This window comes from Pseudomonas sp. PvP001 (assembly GCF_040546375.1).
Taxonomy (GTDB): domain Bacteria; phylum Pseudomonadota; class Gammaproteobacteria; order Pseudomonadales; family Pseudomonadaceae; genus Aquipseudomonas; species Aquipseudomonas coleopterorum.
Map to the genome: position 1 here is coordinate 295,869 of NZ_JBEPNQ010000001.1, position 24,620 is coordinate 320,488.

The window sequence follows — 24,620 nt, forward strand, 5'->3', positions numbered from 1 at the left end:
CGTCACTAATCAGACATGCCCTGAACGATCGCCTTCAGGCGCGAGGACCCCGCCATGCTGATATTGACGCGCAACACCGACGAAAGCATCGTGATCGAAGAGGATATCTTCATCACCATCATCGACATCAAGGGCGGGCAGGTCCGCCTTGGCATTGACGCTCCCCGGGATGTCGCCGTGCATCGCCAGGAGATCCATGACCGGATCCAGGCCGGCGTGCCGCTCGTGCCGAAGACGGCAGGCCGCTAGGCGCCGAAGGCGGCGCGCAGCTTGCTGGCCAGATCCTGTTCGCGGAACGGCTTCTGCACCAGCGGATAGTGCTCCGAGTCCAGCCCTTCGAGTTCAGCATAGCCGGTGATGAAGACAATCGGTAACCGTGGGTGGCGACGGCGGATCATGTGGGCCAGTTCGCCGCCGTTGGTACCCGGCATCGCGAAGTCGGTCAGCACCAGATCGACATTGGGGTCGAGCTTGTTCAGCGCCTGTTCGGCACTGTCGGCCTCGACCACGCTGTAACCCAGCCCGTGCAGCATCGTAGCGGTCACTTCACGCACGTCGTGATCATCGTCTACCAGCAGGATGGTCTGGCGTTCGCCGCCTTCATGGGTGGCAGCGACGTAGGCGGCTTCGTCTTCGCGGGCCAGCAATTGGTCTGGAACGCCTGGCAGGTACACCTTGACGGTGGTGCCATAGCCCGGCGACGTCATGATGGCCACGCCCCCTCCCGACTGCTTGGCGAACCCGAACACCTGGGCCAGGCCCAGGCCGGAGCCCTTGCCCACTTCCTTGGTGGTGAAGAACGGTTCGAACGCCTTGGCCAGTACCTGCTGGCTCATGCCGGTGCCCGAGTCCTGGATCGACAGCACCACATAGTTGCCAGGTTCCGGATCTTCCGGACGCTGGGCAGCCATGCTTACGGTTTCATTGGCCGTGGACAGGCGCAGGGTACCGCCGCCGGGCATGGCATCGCGCGAGTTGATTGCCAGGTTGAGAATGATCATCTCGGTCTGGGTCGGATCCACCAGAGCGTTCCACAGGTCGGGCGCGGTGTCGGTTTCGATCCAGATGCTGCCGCCCAACGTGCGTTGCAAGAGCTCGATCATGCCCTCCACGGTGCCATTGAGGTTGACCGCTACCGGCTCCAGGCGCTGCCGGCGCGAGAACGCCAGCAACTGCCCGGTGAGCTTGGCACCACGCTCGCCGGCTTCCTTGATGTTCTGCAGGCGACCCTGGATGCGTTCGGTCTTGCCTTTTTCGAAATCCCGGGCGATGAACGTCGTGCTGGCCAGGATCACCGTCAGCAGATTATTGAAGTCGTGAGCCACGCCTGCCGTCAACTGGCCGACCGCTTCCAGGCGCTGCAACTGATGCAGGGTGGCTTCGATGCGCTGGCGCTCGTCGATCTGTTCGCGCAACTGATGGTTGGCCCCGGCCAGTTCATCCAGCACTTCACGTTCGCCGGTGATGTCGCGTACGGCCGCGTACATGAGGCCTTCATCGGGAACGATGGTCCAGGACAACCAGCGGTAATCACCGTCGGCGTGGCGCATGCGATTGACGAAGCGCGTCGAGACGTTGCCGTTGGCGATGTTTTCGGTTTCGCGGCGCGTGGCGGCCAGATCGTCGGGATGGATGATTTCCCACAGCTGCATGTTGCCCAGTTGTTCCCGGGTCCAGCCCAGCGTGGTTTCCCACGCGGGGTTGAGCGAGACCGGCGACATGTCGAAACGCATCACCCCCAGCAGCTCGCGGGACAGCTCCCAGGTACGGTCGCGCTCGCGGGTACGCTTGACCACCCGTTCGCCGAGCATCTCGTTGAGCTGTTGCAGGGCCTGGGTCGCCTGCTTCTGCTCGGTGATGTCCTGGATGACGCCGGTGAAGCGCACGCACACGCCGTCTTCGAAGAAGGCCTGGCCATGGCTGGCGATCCAGCGCAGGGTGCCGCTGTCCAGACGCACGCGGTACTCGATGTGAAAGCGATGCTGGTCGTCCACGGTCAGCGCCGCCGCCATGCGTTCCTGCACGACAGGCAGGTCCTCGGGATGGCAGTGGTCGAGGAACAGCTGGATGTTCACTTCGGTATCAGGATGCAGTTCGTACAGTTCCCGGCAGCGCTCGTCCCACAACAGCGTGTCACTGACTGGCGCGTAATCCCAGATGCCCATGCGCGCGGCGTTGGTGGCGATGTGTGCGCGGACTTCGGCGTGCTGAAGCGAGCGCTCGGCGTTACGCCTGCGGCGGCGCTCGTGGACTTCGTCCATAGCCCGCTGTATCGCCCGGGGTAGCAGGCTCAGGTTCTGCTTGAGCACGTAGTCGATGGCGCCCTGGCGCATCATCTCGACCGCGTGTTCTTCGCCGTAGACGCCGGACAGGAAGATGAACGGCGTCATCGGCGCCAGCCGTTGCGCCGCCTGCAAAACCAGTGGCCCCGACGAGCCCGGCAGCATGTAATCGCACAGGATCAGGTCGAACGTACCGCCAGCGAGCGCCTGCTCTACGGCCTGATGATTGAACACCAGGGTCGGTTCGACCGCGAGACCGGCGCGCTCCAGGTTCAGCAGCGCCAGTTCGGCATCATGGGTGCTGTCTTCCACGAACAGCAATTGCAAGGGCTTGGGCGGCATAGGATTCCGAAAACGTGACTGGAGTGTGGCGCTCTGCACGCCATCCGTAAGCCCTGGTTCACGCTGCATGCCGGTTGATTCGATCAGCAGCGCGACTCGGGCTCAGGAGCCGGGGCGGCGAATGATTCGCGACGAACCCGGTGGCGGCTCGTTCAAGACCGCCCAGAAAATACCCAGATCGGAAATGGCCGAGACGAACTCCTTGAATTCGACCGGCTTGACCACGTACGCGTTCACTCCCAGTGAATAGGCGCGTTCCAGATCCGGCTCTTCCTTGGACGAGGTCAGCATGACCGTAGGAATGCTGCGCAGCTCGTTGGTCTCGCGTACCACCTTGAGTACTTCCAGGCCGTCGACCTTGGGCAACTTGAGGTCCAGCAGCAAAACGGCCGGGTTGCCCTCGTCGCGGGTGGAATGGCTGCCACGGCGCAGCAGGTAGTCCAGCGCCTCGGCGCCGTCACGCATGACGATCACTTCGTTCGCCAGCTGGCTGCGCTCCAGCGCCACCAGGGTCAGCTCCAGGTCTTTGGGGTTGTCCTCGACCAGAAGAATGGGTTTGAGCATCGCTTACCTCGGTTGATTCGTGCTGGCGGAATGTGCGCGTCTCGGCAACGCCATATAGAAGGTGGCACCCTGGTCAAGAGCGCCTTCGGCCCAGACTCGGCCGTCGTGTCGTTCGATGATGCGGCGCACGCTGGCCAGGCCGATGCCGGTACCTTCGAACTCTTCCATGCGGTGCAGGCGCTGGAACACGCCGAACAGCTTGCCGCTGTAGGCCATGTCGAAGCCGACGCCGTTGTCGCGGACGAAAATGACCGTCTCGGCGTCCTGCTGGTAGGCACCCACTTCGATCACGGCGTGTTCGCGGGTGCGGCTGTACTTGATGGCATTGGACAACAGGTTGCGCAAGGCCAGGTGCACGAAGGCGGCATCGGCCACCAGGCGCGGCAAGGGTCCGACGTGCCATTGCAGATCGCGGCCTTCGTAGTCGGGTCGCATCTCCAGACGGATCGATTCGACCAGCGCATTCAGGTCGACGTCGGTGAAGCGCAAGGCTGAACGCCCCATCTGGGAAAAGCTCAGCAGGTTGTCCACCAGCGTGCCGGCAAAACGCGCCGACTCGCCGATGTGCTCGAGAAAGCGCAGGCCTCGCTCGGAGAGTTTGGGACCTTCAAAATCGGTGAGCAGCTCGGCGTAGCCGGCGATGTGCCGCAGCGGCGCACGCAGGTCATGGGAAACGCTGTAGGAAAAGGCTTCGAGTTCCTTGTTGGATTTCTTCAGCTCCCCGGCCAGTTGCGCCAGCTCCTCGGCCTTGCGCAGGACGATACCCAGCACGGCGGTGCGCAATTCGTGCACACCTTCGATTTCCAGGGTATCCCAGGGGCTGGAATAGCCGCTGACTTCCTGCTGCCAACTCTCGAAGCTGGCACGCGGGTTGAGCACACCGGAACTGTCCAGGCTCTTCTCCGCCCGTCCGGCCCAGGTCACCGTGCGCGACTGCTCGGGCTTGAACCAGATGAGGTAGTGGGAATGGATTTCGGAGATGGCCACGGCCAGCACACCGCCGCAATGACGGGCCAGTTCGGGCAACTCGGGCACGTCGCGGCCCACGTTGTCGCTGTGGAAGATCTCCTGCCCGCCGCGCTCGGCCAGCCACAACGCCAGGGCGTCGACCACCGCCTGCGGCGGCGTGTCGCCAAGCAGCTCGCAACGGGCTTCGGCGATGATCGCTGCACCGCTGGCGCGGGCGAAGCCCAGGAAGGTGTCGGGCAGTGCCATCAGGCCGGCGCGCACGCTGTCGCTGTCGGCCATGGCCGAGAGCAGCTGGACGATGTGTCGGCGCAGTTCGAGCATGCGCTCGTTCTGCGCGTGGGCGGTCTTGGTCTCGATCTGCAGCGACAGTACGCTGCCCAACAGCTCACAGGCCGTACGGGTCTGGAAGCCCACCGCATGGGGCTGGTCGTGGTGGCAGGAGATCAGACCCCAGAGTTGACCGTCGACCACGATCGAGATCGACATCGAAGCCATGGTCTGCATGTTGCGCATGTATTGCAGGTGTACCGGCGACACACTGCGCAGGGCCGCAAGGCTCAGGTCCAGCGGCGCGCCGGTGACGGGGTTGTGGGCCGGCACCAGTGGCGAGGCCTGGTAGTTCGCATCTTCGATCACCCGGATGCGGTTGCTGCAATACAACTCCCGAGCCTGGGCGGGAATGTCGGAGGCCGGGAAGCACAGACCCAGGTAGCTGGGATAGTCGTCATCGCGCACTTCGGCCAGTACCGTGCCGTTACCGGCCGCATCGAAGCTGTAGGCCTTGACGCGGCCAAAGCCGGTCACGCGCTTGACCTCGATCACCGAGCGCTGGCACAGCTCGATGATGTCTGCTGCATTGTGCAACTGGCTGATGAAGGTCCGCACCAGCGGATACAGGGCACCATAGGCATGGGCCTCGTCGGCGGCGGGCTCGAACTCGGCGATGATGACGCCGTCGGCACGGTGCACCATCATCGCCATGGCGCGCGGGTGGCCGCCTTGCGCGAAACGCACATCGGCGAAATGGAACGGCTGCCGCTCCTCCCCGGGCCAGGCGGCCAGGCGCGACGAAAGGTTGCTGCCCTGCTCGAAGAGGGTTGCCACGGCGCATTCGAGCACGTGCGCAGGCTCGAGTTGCAACCAGTGACGCACGTTGTCGCTGACCTGCAGCACGCGCTCGGCGGCGGCATCGAGCACCATCATGAAGCCCTGCGGCTGAATGCTGCCGGGGGTGCGGATGGGTTCGCGCGCGCATTGCTCGAGGGCAGCGGCGAGCAGCACCGAAGTCTGGCTGGATGTCACAGTGTATCTCCTGGCGGCCCATCAGCGCGCTGCAAGCCATTGCATGGTCGCCAACCGTGGCATGTGAAAACGACTTTCAATCGGCGACTACTTTAGCAAAGAACCGCGCACTCCGGGAGCGTCGTCATCACTAATGGCAAATTGATTTTCGCCCGCTCGACAGCGGCCTGTCAGGGTATCCGCCATCTGCCATTAGCGCATGACATTTCCGAGCCATATCAGTATGATGCGCGAGCATGCGAGGTTGGCGAAATTGGTAGACGCATCAGACTTAAAATCTGACGACCTTTGGTTGTGCGGGTTCGATTCCCGCACCTCGCACCACCTCGATTGCCCCTCCTCTTCCCAATCTTCGGGAACTCCTGCCCGCAACGCTTGCCGACTTCCTAGACACCACGCATTTCGCGGGTGATACAAGGAGGCCCGACCCATGCCTGATGCTCAGGGTAAGATTCGTTACGCCGTGGTTGCCGGCGGCTGGATTTCGCAGGGTGCATTCATGCCCGGTGTGGACCAGACCCGCAACTCCGTGATGACCGCGCTGGTGACCGGCGACCCCATCAAGGCCGATCAACTGGCCGCGCTGTATGACCTCAAGAGCTACAGCTACGAGCAGTTTCCCGAACTGCTGGCGTCCGGCGAAATCGACGCGATCTACCTGGCCACGCCTAATTTTCGCCATCGCGAGTTCGCCGTCCCGGCCTTGCAAGCCGGTATCCATGTCCTGCTGGAGAAGCCCATGGCGGCCAGCGAGGAAGATTGCCTGGCGATCAATGCCGCCGCCGAACGAGGCAACGCCAAGCTGATGATCGCCTACCGCCTGCACTGCGAGCCCGGCACCGTGGAGATGGTGCAGCGGGTGCGCAATGGTGATATTGGCGAGCCCCGGTTGTTCACCGCCACCTTCACCCAGCAAACCAAGGCGGAAAACCATCGGATGAAAAGCGGTTTCTGGGCCGGCCCGGCCGCGGACATGGGACCCTACCCGCTCAATGCCGTGCGCAACCTGTTCGGCGGCGAGCCCCTGGAAGTGCACGCGGTAGGTGCGCAAACGCCGGGGCGGCCGATCAATACCTTCGACACCGTCAGCGTGACGCTGCGCTTCGCCGAACAGCGGCAAGCGACCTTTACCGTCAGCTTCAGCCTGCCCGCGAGCGAGCGCTTTCAGTTGATCGGTACTCAAGGTGAATTCGAGGCCTCGCCGTGCTTTGGTTTCGGCGAGGGCGTGGCCATCGCCTATCGCTCGATCATCGACGGCGAAAAGCAGGAGCATACCTTTCCGGTCGTCGACCAGTTCGGTGGCGAAACCGAGTACTTCTCCCAGTGCATCCTGGACGATCGTCAACCTGAAGCGGACGGCGACGAAGGCTGGCGCGATGTGCGGGTGTTGGCAGCCATCGAGCGCTCGCTGCAGACCGGCGAGGTGCAGCAGCTGGAACCGCTGCCGTCGCGCAAGGGGATACAGGCCGATCAGGCCCGCCAGCTGCCGCTGGCCAAGATCCCACCCTACGTCAACACGACCGAACCCAACGACTGATCGATCGGTGAAGCAGCGGCGTCCACCGCCCCTGCTTCAGTCGGACTCCAGCAAGGTGGCGGCCAGCCGTTTGGCTTGAGCCGCCACATCCGTCACCGCAGTACTTTCCCACCACATCCCACGCAGCGGCGGCCCCATGGCAAACAGACGCCGGCTGGCAATCCCGTCGCTGTCCAGCAAGGCCCCTTCATCGTCAGCCAGCAGCCCCAGTGCGAGCGGCCCGGGCTTGACCAGACCACGCGCCAATAGCTGGCGCGGCAACGGTTTATCGACGCGACGCCAGTCGTATTCGATACCACTGGAATTGATCAGTACGTCACCGTGCAGCGGCACAGGCACCGACTCACCCCTGCGGCGGATGGTCAAGGTCGTGCCTTCGGCGCTCAGGTAGCAGGCCGCCTGCAGGGTAAGTCGCCCTTCGGCGATGGCCTTCTGCAGCAGCGCATCGCTCGGCGGTGGCGAGCGATGGTGATGGCTTTCCCACCAGGGCCGTACATGGCGTACGAACTGCCGTTTCTGCCGCTCGCTGGCCTGGCTCCAGAGCCGTGCGATGTGCACCCTCACGGTGTCCAGCGGCGCCTGCCAATCGATTCCCTGCTGCAGGGCCTGGCGGCATTGGTTGCGCACCTCGGCCATGAGCTGGCGCGGGCTGCTCAGGTCGCTGGCTGCCGCCAGAAAGTCTGGCCAGGCCGGCGGCTGACGACGCACATGAGGCCACAAGCCGTGCCGCGAGATCACCGTGATCGGTCCGCGGTGACCGGCGCGGTCGAGGGAGACCACCGCATCGACCATGGTCAGCCCCGAACCGATGATCAGCACCCGCGCCTGCGGATCCAGCGTTCGCATGGTTTGCACGTCCCACGGATCGACCGCGGCGGCGTTCAGTCCGCCGGGCGCCTTCACGGCGGTGCGTGCAGCGGGAAACATGCCGGTAGCGAGCACCGCGCGGGGTGCGCACCACACTTGCGCGTCATCCAGCGTCACCCGGACCTGCTCGTTGTGGGTCTGGACGTCGACCACCTCCGCCCGCACGTGCTCCGCCGTGGAGCCGAAGCGAAGGCCCAGGGCGCGAGCCTCGGCCAGGCGTTGCTGGGCATAGAGGCCGAAGATGCCGCGCGGTGGAAACAATTCGGCGACCGGCAGCGCCTGCTCGGCCGATTCGGGCCAACCGCCGTTGTCGATGAACTGGGTGAGCCACTGGGTCAGGTCGTCGGCGTTGTCCGGGTCGACACTCATGCGCGCAGCGTTGCCGTTCAAGGTGTGACCCAGCTCGGTAGCGCTGTAGGCCTCGCCACGTCCCAACTCGGGACGTGGTTCGATGATGACAATGCGCTGCCCGCGAGGCTGCCTGAGCAACTGCACGGCCAGCAGGGTGCCGCTCAAGCCGCCTCCGATGATCACTACGTCGGCGAATCGGGGTGCAACGTGGGTCATGTCTGACTTCTCGAAAAACGATTTCGCCGATCATACGTCATGCAGTGCGCCGGGCCGTGGCGCTGCCGTCACGACAGCCTTCCATCCTGTCAGATCGAGGTCCTGTATGGCAGCGGGTTTGGCGAAGTAATAACCCTGTGCCTGGGATGCACCCATCTCGCGCAGCAGTTGCAAGGTGGCCAGGTCCTCTACCCCTTCGGCCACCAACGGTCAAACCCAGCGACTCGGCCATGCGCACGATGGCACGGACGATGGCCCGACTGCGCGGACTGCCGGTCAACTCGAGAATGAACGACTTGTCGATCTTCAAGCCATTGAACTGGTACTGATGCACGTAGCTGAGCGAAGAGAAACCGGCACCGAAGTCGTCCAGCACCACGCTCATGCCGTGCTCGGCCAACTGCTGCATGGTGCGCTGGGCCATGGCCGGCTCGGCCACCAGCGCACCCTCGGTCAATTCCAGGCAGATCCGTGAGGCGTCCACCTGATGGCGCGCCAGTACCGCGAGCACTTCATCGGCGAAACCGCTGCGAGTGATGCTGTAGCTGGAACAGTTCACATGCACCGGCGGCCAGTGGGCATGAGCGGGCTCGGCAAGAATCTGAGCCACACGGGTGAGCATGTACAGGTCGAGACGACCGATCAGCCGCAGACCCTCGAGCGCCGGCAGAAAGTGTCCTGGCGCGATGATGCGTCCGTCCGGCTGATGCCAGCGGATCAATGCCTCCAGCGCCTGCACCTCACCGGTCTGGACATCGACGATCGGCTGAAAATACGGCAGCAGCTCGTCGCTGCGCTTGAGCGCATTGCGCAGCGCGCCCTCTTGTTCGACCTGATCGGACACTTCACGGCGCAGGGCCTGGTTGAACACCGCGTAGCTGTCACGACCGGCACTCTTGACCCGGTACATGGCCTTGTCGGCATCGCGCAGCAGGTCGGCGGGTTCGCTGTGGAATTGACGGTCGGCGCCGACGATGCCGATGCTGCACGAGGAAAACACTTCATGGCCATTGATGAAGAACGGGCGGTCGAAGGCCACCAGGATGCGTTCGGCGATCTCCACGGCCTCCTCCAGGCTCGAGTCCGGTGCCAGCACGGCGAACTCATCGCCGCCCAAGCGGGCCAGCAGGTCATCCTCGCGCAGGCAACTGCGCAGGCGGGCCCCTGCCTCCAAGAGCAACTGGTCGCCGAAATGATGGCCAAAGCTGTCATTGACCATTTTGAAACGGTCAAGATCGATGAACATCACCACCAACTCTCGGTCATTGGCGCAGTACTCATGCCAGGCCTGTGCCAGACGTTGTTGCAGATGGATGCGATTGGGCAGCGCAGTCAGGGCGTCGTGGGCGTTTTCGTACTGCAACTTGGCGTTGGCGTGGTCGAGCTCGCGGGTTCGACTCTGGACGCGGGCTTCCAGGCGCAGGTTGGCCTCATAGATGGCTTCGGCCGCGCTGCGCCGGGACAGCGCGGTATCGATGTGGCGCGAAACGAACGTCAGCAGGTCCTGATCGCGCAGGGTGTAGTGCACGTCGCTGGCGTAGCTCTGCACCACCAGCACGCCGCGCACACGGTCGTCGTCGAACAGCGGAACGCCCAGCCAGGATTGCGAGCGGATCGGCTCGCGGGTGTCGTCGACTTCGCCCTGGATCATCAAGCGGGTGGCGGCATCGAAGTCGATCAGGCAGGCGCAGCGTTGACGAATCACATACTCGGTCAATCCGCGCCTGCCACGGCGCGGCTGCGGTCGCCCGGTGAGTTGTTCGTCGACGTAATAGGGGAAGCTCACTTCACCACTTTCGCCGTCGAAGATGGCGATGTAGAAATTGCGCGCATACAGCAGGTCGCCAACGATCACGTGGAGGCTGTGATAGAGGTCATCGAGCTCACCGGGCTTGCTCGACAGCTCGGCGATCTGGAACAGCGCCACCTGCAAATGCTCGGCGCGCTTGCGCTCGGAGACTTCCAGGCGCAGCGCCGCGTTGAGTTGGGACAGTTCCTGGGTGCGGCGTGACACCGTTTCTTCCAGGTCGGCACGGTGCAGGATGCGGTCCAGCGCCATGGCCACGTGCCGGGCGACGACCAGGAACAACGCGCGGTCTTCGGCAGTGTATGCACGCTCGACGTCGTAGACCTGCATGGCGATCATGCCGAACACTTCGTCGCGGGCATTCTTGAGCGGCGAGCCCATCCAGAACTCGGGGATATGCCCGACGCAATGAAAACGCCCCTGACGCCCGGCCAGGGCAATGCCCTTGGCGTCGATCAGCAATGGCTGACCGCTGGTCAACACCTGGCCGGTGAGCGACAGGTGGTCAGGGATGAGGTACTCGTAGTTTTCCGCTTCGAGGGCCTCGACATCGATCACGTCCACGTAATAGGGGTAGGTGATCTTGCCGCTTTGCTCATCGTAGAGCGCCAGGTAGAAGTTTTCCGCATCGATCAGGGTGGCCAGCAGCTTGTGCACGCCCACCAGGAAAACGCCTCGGTCGCGGGTGGAGCTGGCCAGGTAGGTGATTTCGTACAACACGCGCTGGGTAATCTGCGCACGGGCCAGGGCGTCGGTCTGGACCTGCCGGCCGATGGCGGCAGCCAGGTCGGCCAAGGGGCCATCATGGGAAATGTGCAACGGCGCCATCAACCAGCCGAGTACTGCCTCGCCCTGCCCGGTCGGCCATAGCTGCAGCCCGCAGCTGTCGCAGAAGCGCTGCAGCTCGTGGTTGGCCAGGACCAGCGGCCAGTGGCGCTGCGGATCGCCCTGACCTTCCAGGTGCAGTTGCTCACCGGCCCGGTACCAGGCCCACGCCGTGCTGTGTGGCCAATCACGGGCCTGCTGCAGAATCGCTTCCAACGAAGCGGCATCGAGCATGGACGTAGAGCCCTTGCCGAACTCGGCAAAGGTCGGGGGATCGGAACTCATAGACGCTCCATGCCAGAAAACCAACGGTCTACATCTTCGAGCCTATGGCTATCTAATGGCAAGCCCCGCGAGCGGCGCTGACGTTTACGGCAAACCCTTGTGTCGCAATCCCCCTGTCAGGCCTGGGTAGCGCTGCCGGTGTGCATGGCGGCCTGGATGTCGTGCATGAAGCGCTCGGCCGGTAGCGGATGGCCGAGCAAGTAGCCTTGCAGGGAATCACAGCCCAGCCGGGTCAGGAACAACTGCTGATTGCTGGTCTCCACCCCTTCGGCAACGATTCGCAGGCCCAGGGCCTGGCCCAGTGCCACGATCGCCGAGACGATCGCCGCGTCGTCACCGTCCTGCTCCAGGTCGCGAACGAAGCCGCGATCGATCTTCAGCTCGTTGGCAGGCAGGCGCTTGAGGTACATGAGGCTGGAATAGCCTGTACCGAAATCGTCGATGGACAGATCGACGCCCATGTCCGACAGCTGCTGCAGCACCGTCATGCTGGCATCGGCGTCGCTCATGGCGGTGCTCTCGGTGATTTCCAGGGTCAGGTTGGCAGCCGCCAGCCCGTGCCGCGCCAAGGTGACGGCAACGCTGCGCACCAGTCCAGCGTGGCCGAACTGCAAGGCCGACAGGTTGACCGCGACGCGCCAGTCATGGAAGCCCATCTCGACCCACTCGCGCATCTGCCGACAGGCCTCGTCAAGCACCCAGTGGCCGATGTCGATGATCAATCCGGTCGTCTCCGCCAGGTCGATGAACGCCGCAGGCGCCAGCAGGCCCATGCGCGGGTGCTCCCAGCGCAACAGCGCCTCGGCGCCGACCGGTTTACCGCTGCGGGCATCGAACTTGGGCTGGTAGAACAGGCGCAACTGGCGCTCGGCTACCGCCAGACGCAATTCCTGTAGAAGCTGCAAGCGCTTGCGGGCATTGGTGTTCATCGAGCTTTCGAAGAAGCTGTAGCCGTTCTTGCCAATGCTCTTGGCATGGTACATGGCCGCATCGGCATTCATCAGCAGCTCGTTCTGATCGATGCCGTTGCCAGGGTACAGGGCGATACCGATGCTGGCGGAAATATGCAGGCTGTGTCCGGCGACTTCGAACGTCTGGCCGATCAGGTGAACCTGGCGCGCGGCGATACCCTTGGCGTAGGCCGCTGCTTCGAGGCTTACCAGCAGGACGAACTCGTCGCCACCGATTCGGGCCAGAGTGTCCTGGCCGTGCAGGCTGGTGCGCAGGCGCGAGGCGACGGCGCGCAGCAGCTGGTCGCCCATGTGATGGCCAAAGGCGTCGTTGACCGGCTTGAAACCATCCAGATCGATGAACATCACCGCCAGACAACCGCCGACCGCATCGATCTGGCTGATCGCCTGGCCGATGCGGTCGGCCAGGAGAATACGGTTGGGCAAGTTGGTCAGGTTGTCATGCAGGGCCAGTTGCGTCAGCTCCTGGTTGGCCAGGGTCAATGAATTGGCCAGCGCCGCGGTGCGCGACTCCAGGCGCGCATCGAGCACCGACGTCAGCAAGGTCATGCCCAGCACCGCCAGGGTCGTGACCAGCACCAGGTAATCGAGGCCATCCCCGGTAAGGCCGTCGAGGGCGCCACCACACACGCTGCCCTCGGGAAATTTGGCCGCGGCCATGCCGGTGTAATGCATGCCGACGATGGCCAGGCCCATCAGCACCGACGCGCCGGCTCGGGCCAGTCGCACGTTCGGCCGGTTGCGCCGCAGGCGGAAGGCGATCCACAGCGCTGCGCCGGAAGCGCCCGCGGCGATGGCCAGAGAGGCGACGAACAGCACGGGGTCGTAGACGATGCCAGGCTGCATCTCCAACGCCGCCATGCCGGTGTAGTGCATGCTGCCGATGCCTGCGCCCATGATCAGCGCGCCCCCGGCCAACTGCGGCCAGGGCAGCAGCGGCTGGCTGACCAGCCACAGGGCAAACCCTGAGCTCAGGACGGCGATGAGCAGCGAAGCGGCGGTCAGGCCCAGGTCATAGCCCAGTTGTATAGGCAGTTCGAAGGCAAGCATGCCGATGAAGTGCATCGACCACACGCCGATACCCAAGGCCAGCGCACCGCCGCTCATCCACAGATAGATCGCCCGGCCCTGCGCCGTAGCGATGCGCCCGACCAGATCGAGTGCGGTATAGGACGCCAGGATGGCGACACACAGCGATACGGCCACGAGGGCGGAGGAATAGGTACCAATCAGCATCGATATCTTGACCAGGGCGTGCGGGGTTTCAGAGGTGGTACGAAACACGGTTGCCGACGCGGCTGGCCTATTGTGCCGGTTCCTGCCAGCCGCCGCCCAGCGCCGCGATCAACTGCACGCTGGCGACCAGCCGACTCTGCATCAGGGTCAACACGCTGCGCTCGTTGCTCAACGCCGTTGCCTGCACGTTGACCACGTCAAGATAGCCAATAAGCCCGGCCTTGTATTGGTTGGACGTGAGGCGCAACGACTCGCGGGCCGCCTGCAGCGCCTCGTTGCGCACCGACGCTTCCTCGTCGAACACCTTCAACTGGCTCATGTAGTCTTCGACTTCACGGAACCCGTCGAGCACGGTCTGACGATACTGCGCGACGGTCTGGTCGTAGGCCGCTTCGCTGCGGTCCACTTCCGCCGCACGCTGGCCGCCGTCGAACAGGGTCATCGCCAGTTGCGGGCCGACCGACCAGAAACGGTTGGGCAGCGAGATCCAGTTACTGAAGCTGCTGCTGCTGTAACCGCCGGAGAGGCTCAAGGTCAGGTCGGGAAAGTAGGCGGTCTTGGCCACGCCGATTTCGGCATTGGCCGCCATCACCGAGCGCTCGGCGGCGGCAATGTCGGGACGTCGCTCGAGCAGCTGCGAGGGGACGGCCAGAGGGATCGCCGGCAACGCCGGGATCTCGGTGCTCGCAGCCAGACTGAATTCGGCCGGTGCCATGCCGATGAGCACGGCAATGGCGTTTTCGAGCTGGGCTCGCTGCCAGGCCAGATCGATCAGGTCGGCCTGGGTGCTCTTGAGCTGGGTCTGTGCCAGGAACACCGCATCCTTGCCGGAAATCCCCGCCCGGTACTGGTTCTGAGTCAGGTCGAGCGAGCGCTGATAGGCTTGCACCGTGGCTTCGAGCAGGCGCTTCTGCTCGTCGATGACCCGCAATTGCAGGTAGTTCTGCACCAGCTCCGACTGCAGGCTCAGGCGCATCGCGGCCAGATCCGCAAGGCTGGCCTGGGCACTGGCCCGATCAGCCTCCAGCCCGCGGCGCAGCTTGCCCCAGATGTCGGCTTCCCAGCTCACGCCCAACTGCGTGTTGTAGGTATCGCGAATGCCGCTGCTCGATTGGCTCAGGCTCGAACCGCTGCTGCCGGTCCCCTGGCTGGAGCGGGTCTTGCCCGCGCTCAGATCGACGGTCGGAAACAGCGCGCCGCGGGTGCTGCGGACCAGCGCCTGGGCCTGCCGATATTGCGCCTCGTATTGGGCGACCGTCTGGTTGGAGCGGTTGAGCCTGAGCACCAGGGCATCGAGCTGGCGGTCGCCGTACAGCTCCCACCAGGCGCCGCGCGCCATGGCATCGCTGGGGTTGGCCTGACGCCAGCCATCGGCCTGCTTGAATTGCACCGGCGTGGCGATCGTCGGGCGTTGGTAGTCCGGGCCCAGGGTGCAGGCGCCCAGCATCAGGCTGCACAGTGCCACACTGGCCAGGCGCGAGACGCGCGGAAAAACGGAATCGGTCATAGCGGAGTGTCCAGAGCGGCATCGGTACGCACGCCGCGCCGCGTGTTGAAGCGGTGGCGCAGGCGGTCCAGATAGAGGTAGACCACCGGAGTGGTATAGAGCGTGAGGATCTGGCTGAACACCAGGCCACCGATGATGGTCAGGCCCAGCGGACGGCGCATCTCGGCGCCTGCGGCGGTGCTGAACATCAACGGCAGCGCGCCGAGAATGGCCGCCATGGTGGTCATCAGGATGGGCCGCAGGCGCAGCAGGCAGGCCTGGCGAATGGATTCGGCCGGGCCCAGCCCTTCATTGCGTTCGAGCTGCAGCGCCAGGTCGATCATCATGATCGCGTTCTTTTTCACCACGCCAATCAGCAGAAACAGGCCCAGCAGCGAGATCAGGCTGAACTGGCCACCGGTCAGGTAGATGCTCAGCAAGGCCCCTACCCCGGCCGATGGCAGGGTCGAGAGAATGGTCAGCGGGTGAATGTAGCTTTCATAGAGAATGCCCAGCACCAGATACACCGCCACCAGCGCGCCGAGAATCATGAAAGGCTGGCTTTTCTGCGCGGCTGCGAAGGCATCGCCGGTGCCGGCGACCTTGACGATGATGTCCTCGGGTAGACCGACCCGCACCAGCGCGCGCTCGATCAGTGGCGTGGCGACGTCCAGGGTCACCCCGCTGACCAGGTCGAAGGAAATGCTCTCCGACGCGAATTGGCCCTCGTGGCTGACGCTGTCGTCGGCCAGGCTGTTTTCGTAGTGAGCGATGCTCGACAGCGGTACGCGCTTGTTGTCGGTGGTGATCACCTGGACCTGCTCCAGGGTGATCGGATCCTGCGCATACCTGGGGTTGATCTCCATCACCACCTTGTACTGGTTGAGGCTGTCGTAGATGGTGGAAATCTGCCGTTGGCTGTAGGCGTTGTTGAGCACCGAGGTCACGGTGCTCATGTCGATGCCCAGGCGCTTGGCCTTGTCGCGGTCGACGATCAGCGTCACCTGGGCGGCACCGCGGCCTTCGCGGGCATCGATGGCGGTCAGTTCCGGCAGCGCGCGGAAGGCCGCGACGATTTTCGGGTACCAGGTACGCAGCGCGGACAGATCGCCGCTCTGGATGATGTACGAATACTGCGAGGTGCTCTGCTCCCGGGCACCGCCGAACTGCAGGTCCTGGTCGGCCATCAGCATCAGGCGGCCGCCGGGCACCTTGGGCATCTCCTTGCGCAGCCGCTCGATCACCTGCTGCGCGTTGATCTTGCGTTCCTCGATGGGCTTGAGGCGAACCAGAATGGTCGCGTTGTTGCTGCCGTTGTTGCCACCGATGAACCCGGCCACGCTGTCGACCGCCGGGTCGGCGAGCAACGCGCGGCGATAGGTTTCCATCTTCGGCTGCATGACCGAGAACGACAGACCGTCGTCGCCGCGCACGAACCCGATCAACTGACCGGTGTCCTGCTGCGGCATGAAGGTCTTGGGCACCACCACGTACAGGGCAACGTTGCCGATGATGGTCAGCAGCAGGCTGAGCAGGGTCAGCCTGCGGTGACGCAGAACCCAGCCCAGGCTGCGGTCGTAGGCAGCGACCATGCGCTGGTTGACGCGGCGACTGAAGCGCTGCAGGCGGTTGTCCTTCTCGGGCTCATGCGGCGTCAGCCAGCGCGCGCAGAGCATCGGCGTCAGGGTCAGCGAGACGAACAGCGAAACGACGATGGCCACCGCGAGGGTGATCGAGAATTCGCGGAACAGGCTCTCGATGATCCCGCCGATGAACAGGATCGACAGGAACACCGCCACCAGCGAGACGTTCATCGACAGCAGGGTGAAGCCGACTTCCTGGGTGCCCAGGTAGGCTGCGCGCAGTGGCGGTACGCCGTCGTCGATGTGCCGGGAAATGTTCTCCAGCACCACGATGGCGTCGTCCACCACCAGCCCGGTTGCCAGGATCAGCGCCATCAACGACAGGTTGTTGAGGGAGAACCCCCACAGGTACATGATCGCGAACGTCCCCACCAGCGACACCGGCACGGCCAGGGTGGGAATCAGCGAGGCGCGGAAATTGCCGAGAAACAGGAACACCACCAGCACCACCAGGACCACGGCGATGAGCAATGTCATCTCGGCCTCGTGCAGGGTGGCGGTGATCACCGGCGAGCGATCCATGGCGATGTTCAGCTCGACACTGGCCGGCAACAACGCCTCCAGGGCCGGCAGCTGTTCCTTGATCTGGCTGACGGTCTGGATGATGTTGGCCCCGGCCTGGCGGTTGATCACCAGCAGCACGGCCGAATTGTCATTGTAGAACCCGCTGTTGTAGCGGTCCTCGACACCGTCGGTGACCTTGGCCACGTCGCTCAGGCGCAGCACCGACCCGTCCTGATAGCGGATGATCAGCGGCTTGTAGTCGTCGGCCTTGTCCAACTGGTCGTTGGCCTGCACCTGCCACTGGCGTTCACCGTCCTCGACGAAACCGATCGGGCGCCGCACGTTGGTCCCGTCGATGGTGGTGCGCACGTCATCGAGCGAGACGTTGTACTGGTTGAGCAACTGCGGCTCGAGCTCGATGCGCACCGCCGGCAGCGAGCTGCCGCCGATCTGCACCTCGCCCACTCCAGGCACCTGGGACAGGCTCTGGGACAGGATGGTCGACGCCAGGTCGTACAGCTGACCCTTAGCCAGCACGTCGGAGGTCAGCGACAGGACCATGACCGGTGCCTGGGAAGGGTTGATCTTCTTGTAGGTCGGCATGCTGCGCATGCCACTGGGCAGCAGGTTGCGCGACGCGTTGATCGCCGCCTGCACTTCCCGCGCCGCGCCGTTGATGTCGCGGTCCAGGTCGAACTGCAGAATGACCCGGGTCGAGCCCTGGCTGGAACGGCTGCTCATGGTGGTCACGCCCGGAATGGCGCCGAACGATCGCTCCAGCGGCGTGGCCACGGTCGAGGCCATGACCTCGGGGCTGGCGCCGGACAGGTTGGCCGACACCACGATCACCGGGAAATCCATGCTGGGCAACGGCGAGACCGGCAACAGGCTGAAACTGACCCCGCCCAGCAGCATGATCGCCACGCTCATCAGGAAAGTCGCCACCGGGCGACGGATGAAAGGTCCGGAGAGGTTCATGATTCAGCCTGTTCCACGGCGGCTGGTCGGCGCCCCCAGCGTCGACCCAGGCGGTCGAAGTACAGGTAGATGACTGGCGTGGTGAACAGCGTCAGCACCTGGCTCACCAGCAGCCCGCCGACCATGACCAGGCCCAGTGGCTGGCGCAACTCGGCACCCGAGCCGCTGGCAAGCATCAGCGGCACCGCGCCGAACAGCGCGGCCATGGTGGTCATGAGGATCGGCCGGAACCGCAGGAGCGCCGCCTGGTAGATCGCGGTCTCGGGATCCAGCCCCTGATTGCGTTCGGCCTCCAGGGCGAAGTCGATCATCATGATCGCGTTCTTCTTGACGATACCGATCAACAGGATGATGCCGATGATCGCGATCATGCCCAGGTCGTTGCCGCTGATCAGCAGCGCCAGCAAGGCGCCCACCGCCGCCGAGGGCAAGGTCGAGAGAATGGTGATCGGATGGATGTAGCTCTCGTAGAGCACGCCCAGCACGATGTACATGGTGACGATGGCCGCCAGCACCAGCAGCAGGGTGCTCTGCAACGACGCCTGGAAGGCTTCGGCAGCGCCCTGGAACTGGGTCTGCACGCCCAGCGGCATGCCGATGTCACGCTGCACCTGTTCGATGACGTCGACCGCCTTGCCCAGCGCTACACCATCAGCGAGGTTGAACGACATCATCACCGCCGGGAACTGACCGATGTGCGCGATGGCCAGCTGGGCCCGGCGCTGTTCGATGTGGGCCAGGCTCGACAGGCGCACCTGGGTGCCACTGGTGGCAGTGGTGTCGCTGTCGGCCGTCTGGTTGGTCGTGCCCGTGCCGTTGACGCTGGCCTTGACGTAGATCTGCTCCAGCGCCTGCGGCCCGAGGGTGCTGGCGTCGGTGGCCTGCAGCACCACTCGGTACTGGCTGGACTGGGTGTAGATGGTCGAAATCTGTCGCTGACCGAAGGCGTCGTACAGCGCGTCGGTGATATCGGCGACATCCACCCCGACCCGCTTGGCCGCATCGCGGTCGATCACCAGGTACACCTGCAGGCCCTTGTCCTGCAGGTCGCTGGCCACGTCGGTGAGTTCGGGACGCTGCTTCAGCGCGTCCACCAGACGGGCGCTCCAGGTGGCGAGCAGGTCGGCGTCCGGGGAGGACAGGCTGAACTGGTACTGAGTGCGGCTGACCCGATCCTCGATGGTCAGGTCCTGCACCGGCTGCATGAACAGGCGCACGCCGAGCAGCTTGTCGACCTCCGGCTGCAGGCGCGCGATCACCTGGCTGGCTGTGAGGTCGCGTTCGCTGTGGGGCTTGAGGTTGATCAGCAAGCGTCCACTGTTGAGCGTGGCGTTGTCACCGTCCACGCCGATGTACGAAGACAGGCTGGAGACGGCCGGGTCCTGCAGGATGATCCTGGCCAGGTCCTGCTGTCGCTCGCCCATGGCCTTGAAGGAAATCGACTGTGGCGCCTCCGAGATGCCCTGGATGACGCCGGTGTCCTGCACGGGGAAGAAGCCCTTGGGCACCACCAGGTACAGGAGCACGGTCAGGCCCAGGGTGGCGACGGCGACCAGCAGTGTCAGCGGCTGGTGCCGCAGCACCCAGCGCAGGCCGCCGCCGTAACGGGCAATCAGCCAGTCGATCCAGGCGCCGCTGGCCTTGTAGAAGCGGCTCTGTTCCTCTTCCTTGGGCTCGCGCTTGAGCAGGCGTGCGCACATCATCGGGGTCAGCGTCAGCGAGACGACCAGGGAAATGAGGATGGCCACGGCCAGGGTGATGGCGAATTCACGGAACAGGCGGCCGACCACGTCAGCCATGAACAGCAGCGGGATCAGCACCGCAATCAACGAAAACGTCAGTGACAGCAAGGTGAAGCTGATCTGCCGCGCACCCTTGAGCGCGGCCTGCATCGGTGTCTCCCCCTCCTCGATGTGGCGCGAGATGTTTTCCAGCATCACGATGGCATCGTCGACCACGAAGCCCGTGGCCACGGTCAGGGCCATGAGGGTCAGGTTGTTGATCGAAAACCCGGCCAGGTACATCACCCCGAAGGTGCCTACCAGCGACAACGGTACGGCGATGGAAGGAATCAGGGTCGCGCTGAAGCGGCGCAGGAACAGGAACGTGACCATCACCACGAGGGCAATGGCGATCAGCAGTTCGTGCTGGACGTCGGTCACCGACGCGCGGATGGTCTGGGTGCGGTCGGTCAGCACCGTAACGTCGAGCCCGGCCGGCATGGTGTCGGTGATCGTGGGCAGCAGCGCCTTGATCCGATCGACCACGTCGATGACGTTGGCCCCCGGTTGACGCTGGATGTTGAGCAACACGGCCTGATTCTGGTTGGCCCAGGCAGCCAGCCGTTCGTTCTCGGCGCCGTCGACGATCTGCGCAACGTCACGCAGCCGCAGCGGGCCGCCGTTGTTGTAAGCCAGAATCAGGTTGGCGTATTCCTCGGGCGAACGCAGTTGGTCGTTGGCGTCGAGCATCGACACCCGCGTGGGGCCGTCGAAATTGCCCTTGGGCTGGTTGACGTTGGATGCGCCGATCAGGGTGCGCACGTCGGACAGGTTCAAGCCGTTGGCCGCCAGCGCTTCGGGATTGACCTTGATACGGACCGCCTGACGCTGGCCACCGGCGATGCTGACCATGCCCACGCCGCTGATCTGCGCGATCTTCTGCGCCATGCGGGTGTCGACCAGGTCGTTGAGCTTGGGCAGCGGCATGGTCTTGGAACTGATGGCGATGGTCAGCACCGGGGTGTCGGCCGGGTTGACCTTGTTGTACACCGGCGGCGCGGGCAGGTCCGAGGGCAGCAGGTTGCTGGCGGCGTTGATCGCCGCCTGCACCTGCTGCTCGGCGACGTCCATGTTGATCTCGAGGCTGAAGCGCAAGGTCAGCACCGACGCGCCGCCCGAGCTGGTCGAGGCCATCTGCGTCAGGCCGGGCATCTGCCCGAACTGGCGTTCAAGCGGCGCGGTGACCGCGCTGGTCATCACCTGCGGGCTGGCGCCGGGGTACAGCGTCATGACGCGAATCGTCGGGTAGTCGACCTGCGGCAGCGCCGACACCGGGAGCAATCGATAGGCGAGCACGCCCGCAAGTACGATGGCGAGCATGGTCAATGTCGTGGCGACAGGGCGCAGGATGAACAGCCGCGAGATATTCATGCCCCGGTCTTGCCCTTCTCGCCCGGCACACCAGCGCCATCCTGCCCCTGCAGATGCTGCCCCGGCGTGGTGGGGACCTTGGCGCTGTCATCGACCACTTCGACCCGGCTGCCATCGCGCAACCGATCGGTGCCTTCGAGCACGACCCGATCACCTTGGGCCAGACCTTGTTCGACCACAGTATTGGTGCCGTCGGTGGGGCCCACCTTGAGCTGACGGATCTTGACCTTGTCGTTACCGTCCATGGCGTAGACGAAGGTGCCGTCGACGCCGTACTGAACGGCTGCCGAGGGCACCAGCACGACACCTTTGAGGGTATCCGAGAGCAGACGCACGTTGACGAACTGGTTGGGGAACAGGGCCTCGTCCTGGTTATCGAAGCGAGCCTTGAACTTCAGGGTACCGGTGGTGGTGTCGATCTGGTTGTCCAGGCTGCCCAGCACGCCGGTGGCCTGCTTGCGCGTGTCGCCCCGGTCCCAGGCTTCCACGGTCAACTTGGCGCCGCTGCGGTAACGCGACAGCACCGGCGTCAGTTCGCTCTCAGGCAGGGTGAAGGCCACGGTGATCGGTTGAACCTGGGTGATCACCACCAGCGCACTGGTGTCGTTGGCAGCCACCAGGTTGCCGATGTCGAGTTGGCGCAGCCCCAGGCGGCCGGCGATGGGTGCGCGAATGCGGGTGAAGTCCAGGTTGAGTTTGGCGTCGTTGACCGCCGCCTGGTTGGTCTGGATGGTGCCCTGGTACTGCCCCACCAGCGCCTGCTGGGTGTCCAGGGTCTGACGGGCGATGCTGTCTTCGGCGAACAGGCCTTTGTAACGCTGCAGGTCGATCTGCGCGTTTTTGAGTTGTGCCTGGTTCTGCGCCAGCGTCCCCTGGGCTTGCTGCAAGGCGATTTCATAGCTGCGCGGGTCGATTTCCGCCAGCAGGTCGCCGGCCTTGACCCGCTGCCCCTCCTGGAAGTTGACCTTGACCAGCTCCCCGGCCACACGGCTGCGCACATTGACAGTATTGATCGCGGTCACCGTGCCCAGCGCCTTGTAGTACACCGGGAAGTCACCGGTGACCACATCGGCTACCCGCACCGGGGTGGGCTCGGCCGAACCGCCGAAACCAGGGCGCGCGGAACCTGCGTTGCGCCCCGCACTGGCGGGCGCGGCGGCGCCGTTCTCCGGGCTTTTCTTGGCCGGCCAGAACCACCAGCACAACGCGGCGACAACCAGCACCATCAACAGGCCGAACAGCCAGCGACGCGATTTACGGGGACCTGGGGACTGCATTGAATGATCGACCATTGTGCGGGAGGACTTCTACTTTGAGGAGGCTGAACGATAAGGAGTCGGCGGGCATAAGCAAAGCGCCTTTACGGGCAATTTACCTTGGCCGGCAATGCAGCGGGAGGTTACAGGCGATCAACCCGTAGCAGCGGCGCGAGCCGCGTCACGGGCCACGCGGAGCATCTGACCTTACGCGGCGCAACCGGACGCGGCTTGCGCCGCTGCTACAACGACGTCGCACCCTGTAGCAGCGGCGCGAGCCGCGTCACGGGCTACGCGGAGCATCTGACCTTACGCGGCGCCACAGGACGCGGCTTGCGCCGCTGCTACAGGGAGTGAGTCACTTCAAGACAGCGACGGCCGCCGCGTAGTCAGGTTCCTGGCCGATTTCCGGAACCAGTTCGCTGTACAGCACCTTGTCGTTCTCATCGAGAACGACGACGGCGCGGGCGGTCAGGCCCTTGAGGGCGCCTTCGGCGATGTCGACGCCGTAGGCGCGGTGGAAGTCATGGGCGCGGAAGGTCGACAGGTTCTGCACGTTCTCCAGGCCTTCGGCACCGCAGAAACGGGCCTGGGCGAAAGGCAGGTCAGCCGAGATGCACAGGATGGCGGTATTGGCCACGTCGTTGGCCTGAGCATTGAACTTGCGTACCGAGGTAGCGCAGGTCGGGGTGTCGATGCTTGGGAAAATGTTCAGCACCTTGCGCTTGCCGGCCAGGCTTTGCAGAGAAACGTCAGCCAGCCCGCCGCCGACCAGGGTGAACGCCGGGCCCTGAGCGCCGATCTGAGGAAGCTCGCCGTCCACTTTGATGGCGTTGCCTTTGTGCGTCACTTGAGCCATGAGCCTTGTCCTTTTCGGATTGAGAAAGGGCAAAGTTAAGCATGAAAACGGCTGTACGGCCTATGCGCAAAGTGAAAATAAAAGTTCTGCACACCGCTGCACCCAAGCTGCTCGGGGAAACACATCAACCGGCTCTGGCACGGGCTTCTGCAGTTGCTGGCCGAGGCCGCGCCCGCAGTTCGAGCACCAGCCTTGCGCACTCGCGGGCATTGGTGACGCGGTCAAGAGGAATGTCCACCCTGACCATCTCGACTTCATCGGTCTGCGGATTCATCAACTTCACGCACACTGACTGATCGCCAGTGACTGTGCACACGCATTTCTGGGGCAGGAACGCCAGTTCGACGAGCCTGCGCAGTTCCAGCGAGCTAAGTCCGGGGGGCAGCATGGTCAATCTCCTTTGGAGCCGGTGATTGGCGTCCCACCCGTGACGCATTCGGTCTCGGGACTGCAGAACGTTTCGTGTTTCTCAAGGTATATACCTGCTTTCACGCAGGCGCAACGGGAGTTTTCGGCCTACCCCAAGATTCCGATAAACTGCTGAAACATAAGGATATAAAATAGTTGTACAGATCATTCGAAGAAGCGTTTCAGCACTTCAAGACCTGTACACCCGACGTCGACAGCGCAGCCCTGATCAGTCGCGAGACTTGGGAATCAGCCCCTGCAACTGCTGAGCGAAGAAATGCGCATCCAGCTGACTGGATTCCGCCTCCTTGGTACCGCGATCCTTGCGCCAGAACCAGGCGCCATCGGCCGAGTCCTTGACGATGGAGATGCTGCCGTGCCGATCCGAGGTCAGGCCTGCCACGGCAATGACCATCGCCCCGCCCTGCCCCATGACCTGCGGCACCAGCTCTACCCGACGCTGCGCCAGAATGATCGCCAGGGACTCGCTGATGAAGGGCGAATGATCGCTGGGGTAGGTGCTGCTGGTGGCCACCCAGGGCGTGCGCTCGATCACCAGCAGCTGCCGCTCGGTGAGCGGCGCCAGCCAGGTTTCGATCTGAGCGAACAGGGCCTGGATGCTGTCCCGCCAGTGCTGGCATTGATCCTTGAACGCCTGTTGCTGGCGTTGCTGGGTTGCGGCATGTTGCTGGAGCATGTCAGCCAGTTGCTGTACTTCGTCCATCGCTACCACCTCGGTGCGCGCCCGCCCTGGACTGGCCGCAAATCGGCCGCCGCAGG

Annotated in this window: 14 protein-coding genes, 1 tRNA gene and 1 pseudogene; 3 read left to right on the plus strand and 13 right to left on the minus strand. The window is 64.1% G+C overall.

What is annotated here, in order from left to right; genetic code table 11:
- Nucleotides 1-54 precede the first annotated feature (54 nt).
- Nucleotides 55-249 (plus strand): carbon storage regulator CsrA, encoded by a 195-nt coding sequence (gene csrA, locus ABMD26_RS01340; protein ID WP_134722228.1) that lies wholly within the window; start codon nucleotides 55-57, stop codon nucleotides 247-249.
- Here the strand turns inward: csrA and ABMD26_RS01345 are convergent.
- The 3 genes from ABMD26_RS01345 to ABMD26_RS01355 all read right to left on the minus strand — a co-directional run bounded on the left by ABMD26_RS01345 (nucleotide 246) and on the right by ABMD26_RS01355 (nucleotide 5,459).
- A complete protein-coding gene (locus ABMD26_RS01345) occupies nucleotides 246-2,624 on the minus strand; it encodes a PAS domain-containing hybrid sensor histidine kinase/response regulator (RefSeq protein WP_192068627.1) in 2,379 nt (792 codons plus the stop codon). The genes csrA and ABMD26_RS01345 overlap by 4 nt on opposite strands.
- 102 nt (nucleotides 2,625-2,726) lie before the next feature.
- The gene (locus tag ABMD26_RS01350; RefSeq protein WP_122742097.1) at nucleotides 2,727-3,188 is read right to left on the minus strand and encodes a response regulator; all 462 of its coding nucleotides are present in this window, start codon (nucleotides 3,186-3,188) and stop codon (nucleotides 2,727-2,729) included.
- Nucleotides 3,189-3,191: 3 nt separating this feature from the next.
- Nucleotides 3,192-5,459 carry an ATP-binding protein gene (locus ABMD26_RS01355; protein ID WP_354307082.1) on the minus strand — a complete coding sequence of 756 codons (2,268 nt, stop codon included), beginning with the start codon at nucleotides 5,457-5,459 and terminating at the stop codon, nucleotides 3,192-3,194.
- 238 nt (nucleotides 5,460-5,697) lie between these two features.
- On the opposite strand from ABMD26_RS01355, the gene ABMD26_RS01360 reads away from it, so the two are divergent.
- Together ABMD26_RS01360 and ABMD26_RS01365 are read left to right on the plus strand one after the other, a co-directional pair.
- A tRNA-Leu gene (locus ABMD26_RS01360) sits at nucleotides 5,698-5,783 on the plus strand.
- Between the two features lie 106 nt (nucleotides 5,784-5,889).
- Entirely contained in the window at nucleotides 5,890-6,996 is a 1,107-nt protein-coding gene (locus ABMD26_RS01365) for a Gfo/Idh/MocA family protein (protein ID WP_354307083.1), read from the plus strand.
- Nucleotides 6,997-7,032: 36 nt separating this feature from the next.
- Here ABMD26_RS01365 and ABMD26_RS01370 read toward each other — a convergent pair whose 3' ends face one another.
- The 10 genes and pseudogenes from ABMD26_RS01370 to ABMD26_RS01415 form a co-directional block, all read right to left on the minus strand.
- On the minus strand, nucleotides 7,033-8,430 hold the full coding sequence (locus tag ABMD26_RS01370) for an FAD/NAD(P)-binding protein (RefSeq protein WP_354307084.1): 1,398 nt from the start codon (nucleotides 8,428-8,430) through the stop codon (nucleotides 7,033-7,035).
- Nucleotides 8,431-8,460: 30 nt separating this feature from the next.
- Nucleotides 8,461-11,296: pseudogene (locus ABMD26_RS01375) on the minus strand (bifunctional diguanylate cyclase/phosphodiesterase).
- Between the two features lie 167 nt (nucleotides 11,297-11,463).
- On the minus strand, nucleotides 11,464-13,554 hold the full coding sequence (locus ABMD26_RS01380; protein ID WP_354307086.1) for a putative bifunctional diguanylate cyclase/phosphodiesterase: 2,091 nt from the start codon (nucleotides 13,552-13,554) through the stop codon (nucleotides 11,464-11,466).
- A 67-nt stretch (nucleotides 13,555-13,621) separates the two neighbouring features.
- A complete protein-coding gene (locus ABMD26_RS01385) occupies nucleotides 13,622-15,061 on the minus strand; it encodes an efflux transporter outer membrane subunit (RefSeq protein ID WP_049860182.1) in 1,440 nt (479 codons plus the stop codon).
- Nucleotides 15,058-18,165 (minus strand): efflux RND transporter permease subunit, encoded by a 3,108-nt coding sequence (locus tag ABMD26_RS01390; protein WP_354307089.1) that lies wholly within the window; start codon nucleotides 18,163-18,165, stop codon nucleotides 15,058-15,060. The genes ABMD26_RS01385 and ABMD26_RS01390 overlap by 4 nt, the downstream gene beginning before the upstream one ends.
- Complete coding sequence (locus tag ABMD26_RS01395; protein ID WP_354307091.1) at nucleotides 18,162-21,317, minus strand: MdtB/MuxB family multidrug efflux RND transporter permease subunit; 3,156 nt, start codon at nucleotides 21,315-21,317, stop codon at nucleotides 18,162-18,164. The genes ABMD26_RS01390 and ABMD26_RS01395 overlap by 4 nt, the downstream gene beginning before the upstream one ends.
- On the minus strand, nucleotides 21,314-22,609 hold the full coding sequence (locus ABMD26_RS01400; RefSeq protein WP_354307093.1) for an MdtA/MuxA family multidrug efflux RND transporter periplasmic adaptor subunit: 1,296 nt from the start codon (nucleotides 22,607-22,609) through the stop codon (nucleotides 21,314-21,316). Before ABMD26_RS01400 ends, ABMD26_RS01395 begins: the two co-directional genes overlap by 4 nt.
- Nucleotides 22,610-22,931: 322 nt before the next feature.
- Nucleotides 22,932-23,432 (minus strand): thiol peroxidase, encoded by a 501-nt coding sequence (gene tpx, locus ABMD26_RS01405; protein ID WP_354307095.1) that lies wholly within the window; start codon nucleotides 23,430-23,432, stop codon nucleotides 22,932-22,934.
- Between the two features lie 124 nt (nucleotides 23,433-23,556).
- Nucleotides 23,557-23,820 carry a DUF1652 domain-containing protein gene (locus ABMD26_RS01410; RefSeq protein ID WP_354307097.1) on the minus strand — a complete coding sequence of 88 codons (264 nt, stop codon included), beginning with the start codon at nucleotides 23,818-23,820 and terminating at the stop codon, nucleotides 23,557-23,559.
- Between the two features lie 249 nt (nucleotides 23,821-24,069).
- Complete coding sequence (locus ABMD26_RS01415; protein ID WP_049860176.1) at nucleotides 24,070-24,564, minus strand: hypothetical protein; 495 nt, start codon at nucleotides 24,562-24,564, stop codon at nucleotides 24,070-24,072.
- Between the last annotated feature and the right edge of the window lie 56 nt (nucleotides 24,565-24,620).

What these genes read in the sequence shown, in the direction of transcription:
- csrA (WP_134722228.1), top strand. Translation starts at nt 55, where the DNA reads ATGCTGATATTGACGCGCAACACCGACGAAAGCATCGTGATCGAAGAG.
- ABMD26_RS01345 (WP_192068627.1), bottom strand. Translation starts at nt 2,624, where the DNA reads ATGCCGCCCAAGCCCTTGCAATTGCTGTTCGTGGAAGACAGCACCCAT.
- ABMD26_RS01350 (WP_122742097.1), bottom strand. Translation starts at nt 3,188, where the DNA reads ATGCTCAAACCCATTCTTCTGGTCGAGGACAACCCCAAAGACCTGGAG.
- ABMD26_RS01365 (WP_354307083.1), top strand. Translation starts at nt 5,890, where the DNA reads ATGCCTGATGCTCAGGGTAAGATTCGTTACGCCGTGGTTGCCGGCGGC.
- ABMD26_RS01370 (WP_354307084.1), bottom strand. Translation starts at nt 8,430, where the DNA reads ATGACCCACGTTGCACCCCGATTCGCCGACGTAGTGATCATCGGAGGC.
- ABMD26_RS01380 (WP_354307086.1), bottom strand. Translation starts at nt 13,554, where the DNA reads ATGCTGATTGGTACCTATTCCTCCGCCCTCGTGGCCGTATCGCTGTGT.
- ABMD26_RS01385 (WP_049860182.1), bottom strand. Translation starts at nt 15,061, where the DNA reads ATGACCGATTCCGTTTTTCCGCGCGTCTCGCGCCTGGCCAGTGTGGCA.
- ABMD26_RS01390 (WP_354307089.1), bottom strand. Translation starts at nt 18,165, where the DNA reads ATGAACCTCTCCGGACCTTTCATCCGTCGCCCGGTGGCGACTTTCCTG.
- ABMD26_RS01395 (WP_354307091.1), bottom strand. Translation starts at nt 21,317, where the DNA reads ATGAATATCTCGCGGCTGTTCATCCTGCGCCCTGTCGCCACGACATTG.
- ABMD26_RS01400 (WP_354307093.1), bottom strand. Translation starts at nt 22,609, where the DNA reads ATGGTCGATCATTCAATGCAGTCCCCAGGTCCCCGTAAATCGCGTCGC.
- tpx (WP_354307095.1), bottom strand. Translation starts at nt 23,432, where the DNA reads ATGGCTCAAGTGACGCACAAAGGCAACGCCATCAAAGTGGACGGCGAG.
- ABMD26_RS01410 (WP_354307097.1), bottom strand. Translation starts at nt 23,820, where the DNA reads ATGCTGCCCCCCGGACTTAGCTCGCTGGAACTGCGCAGGCTCGTCGAA.
- ABMD26_RS01415 (WP_049860176.1), bottom strand. Translation starts at nt 24,564, where the DNA reads ATGGACGAAGTACAGCAACTGGCTGACATGCTCCAGCAACATGCCGCA.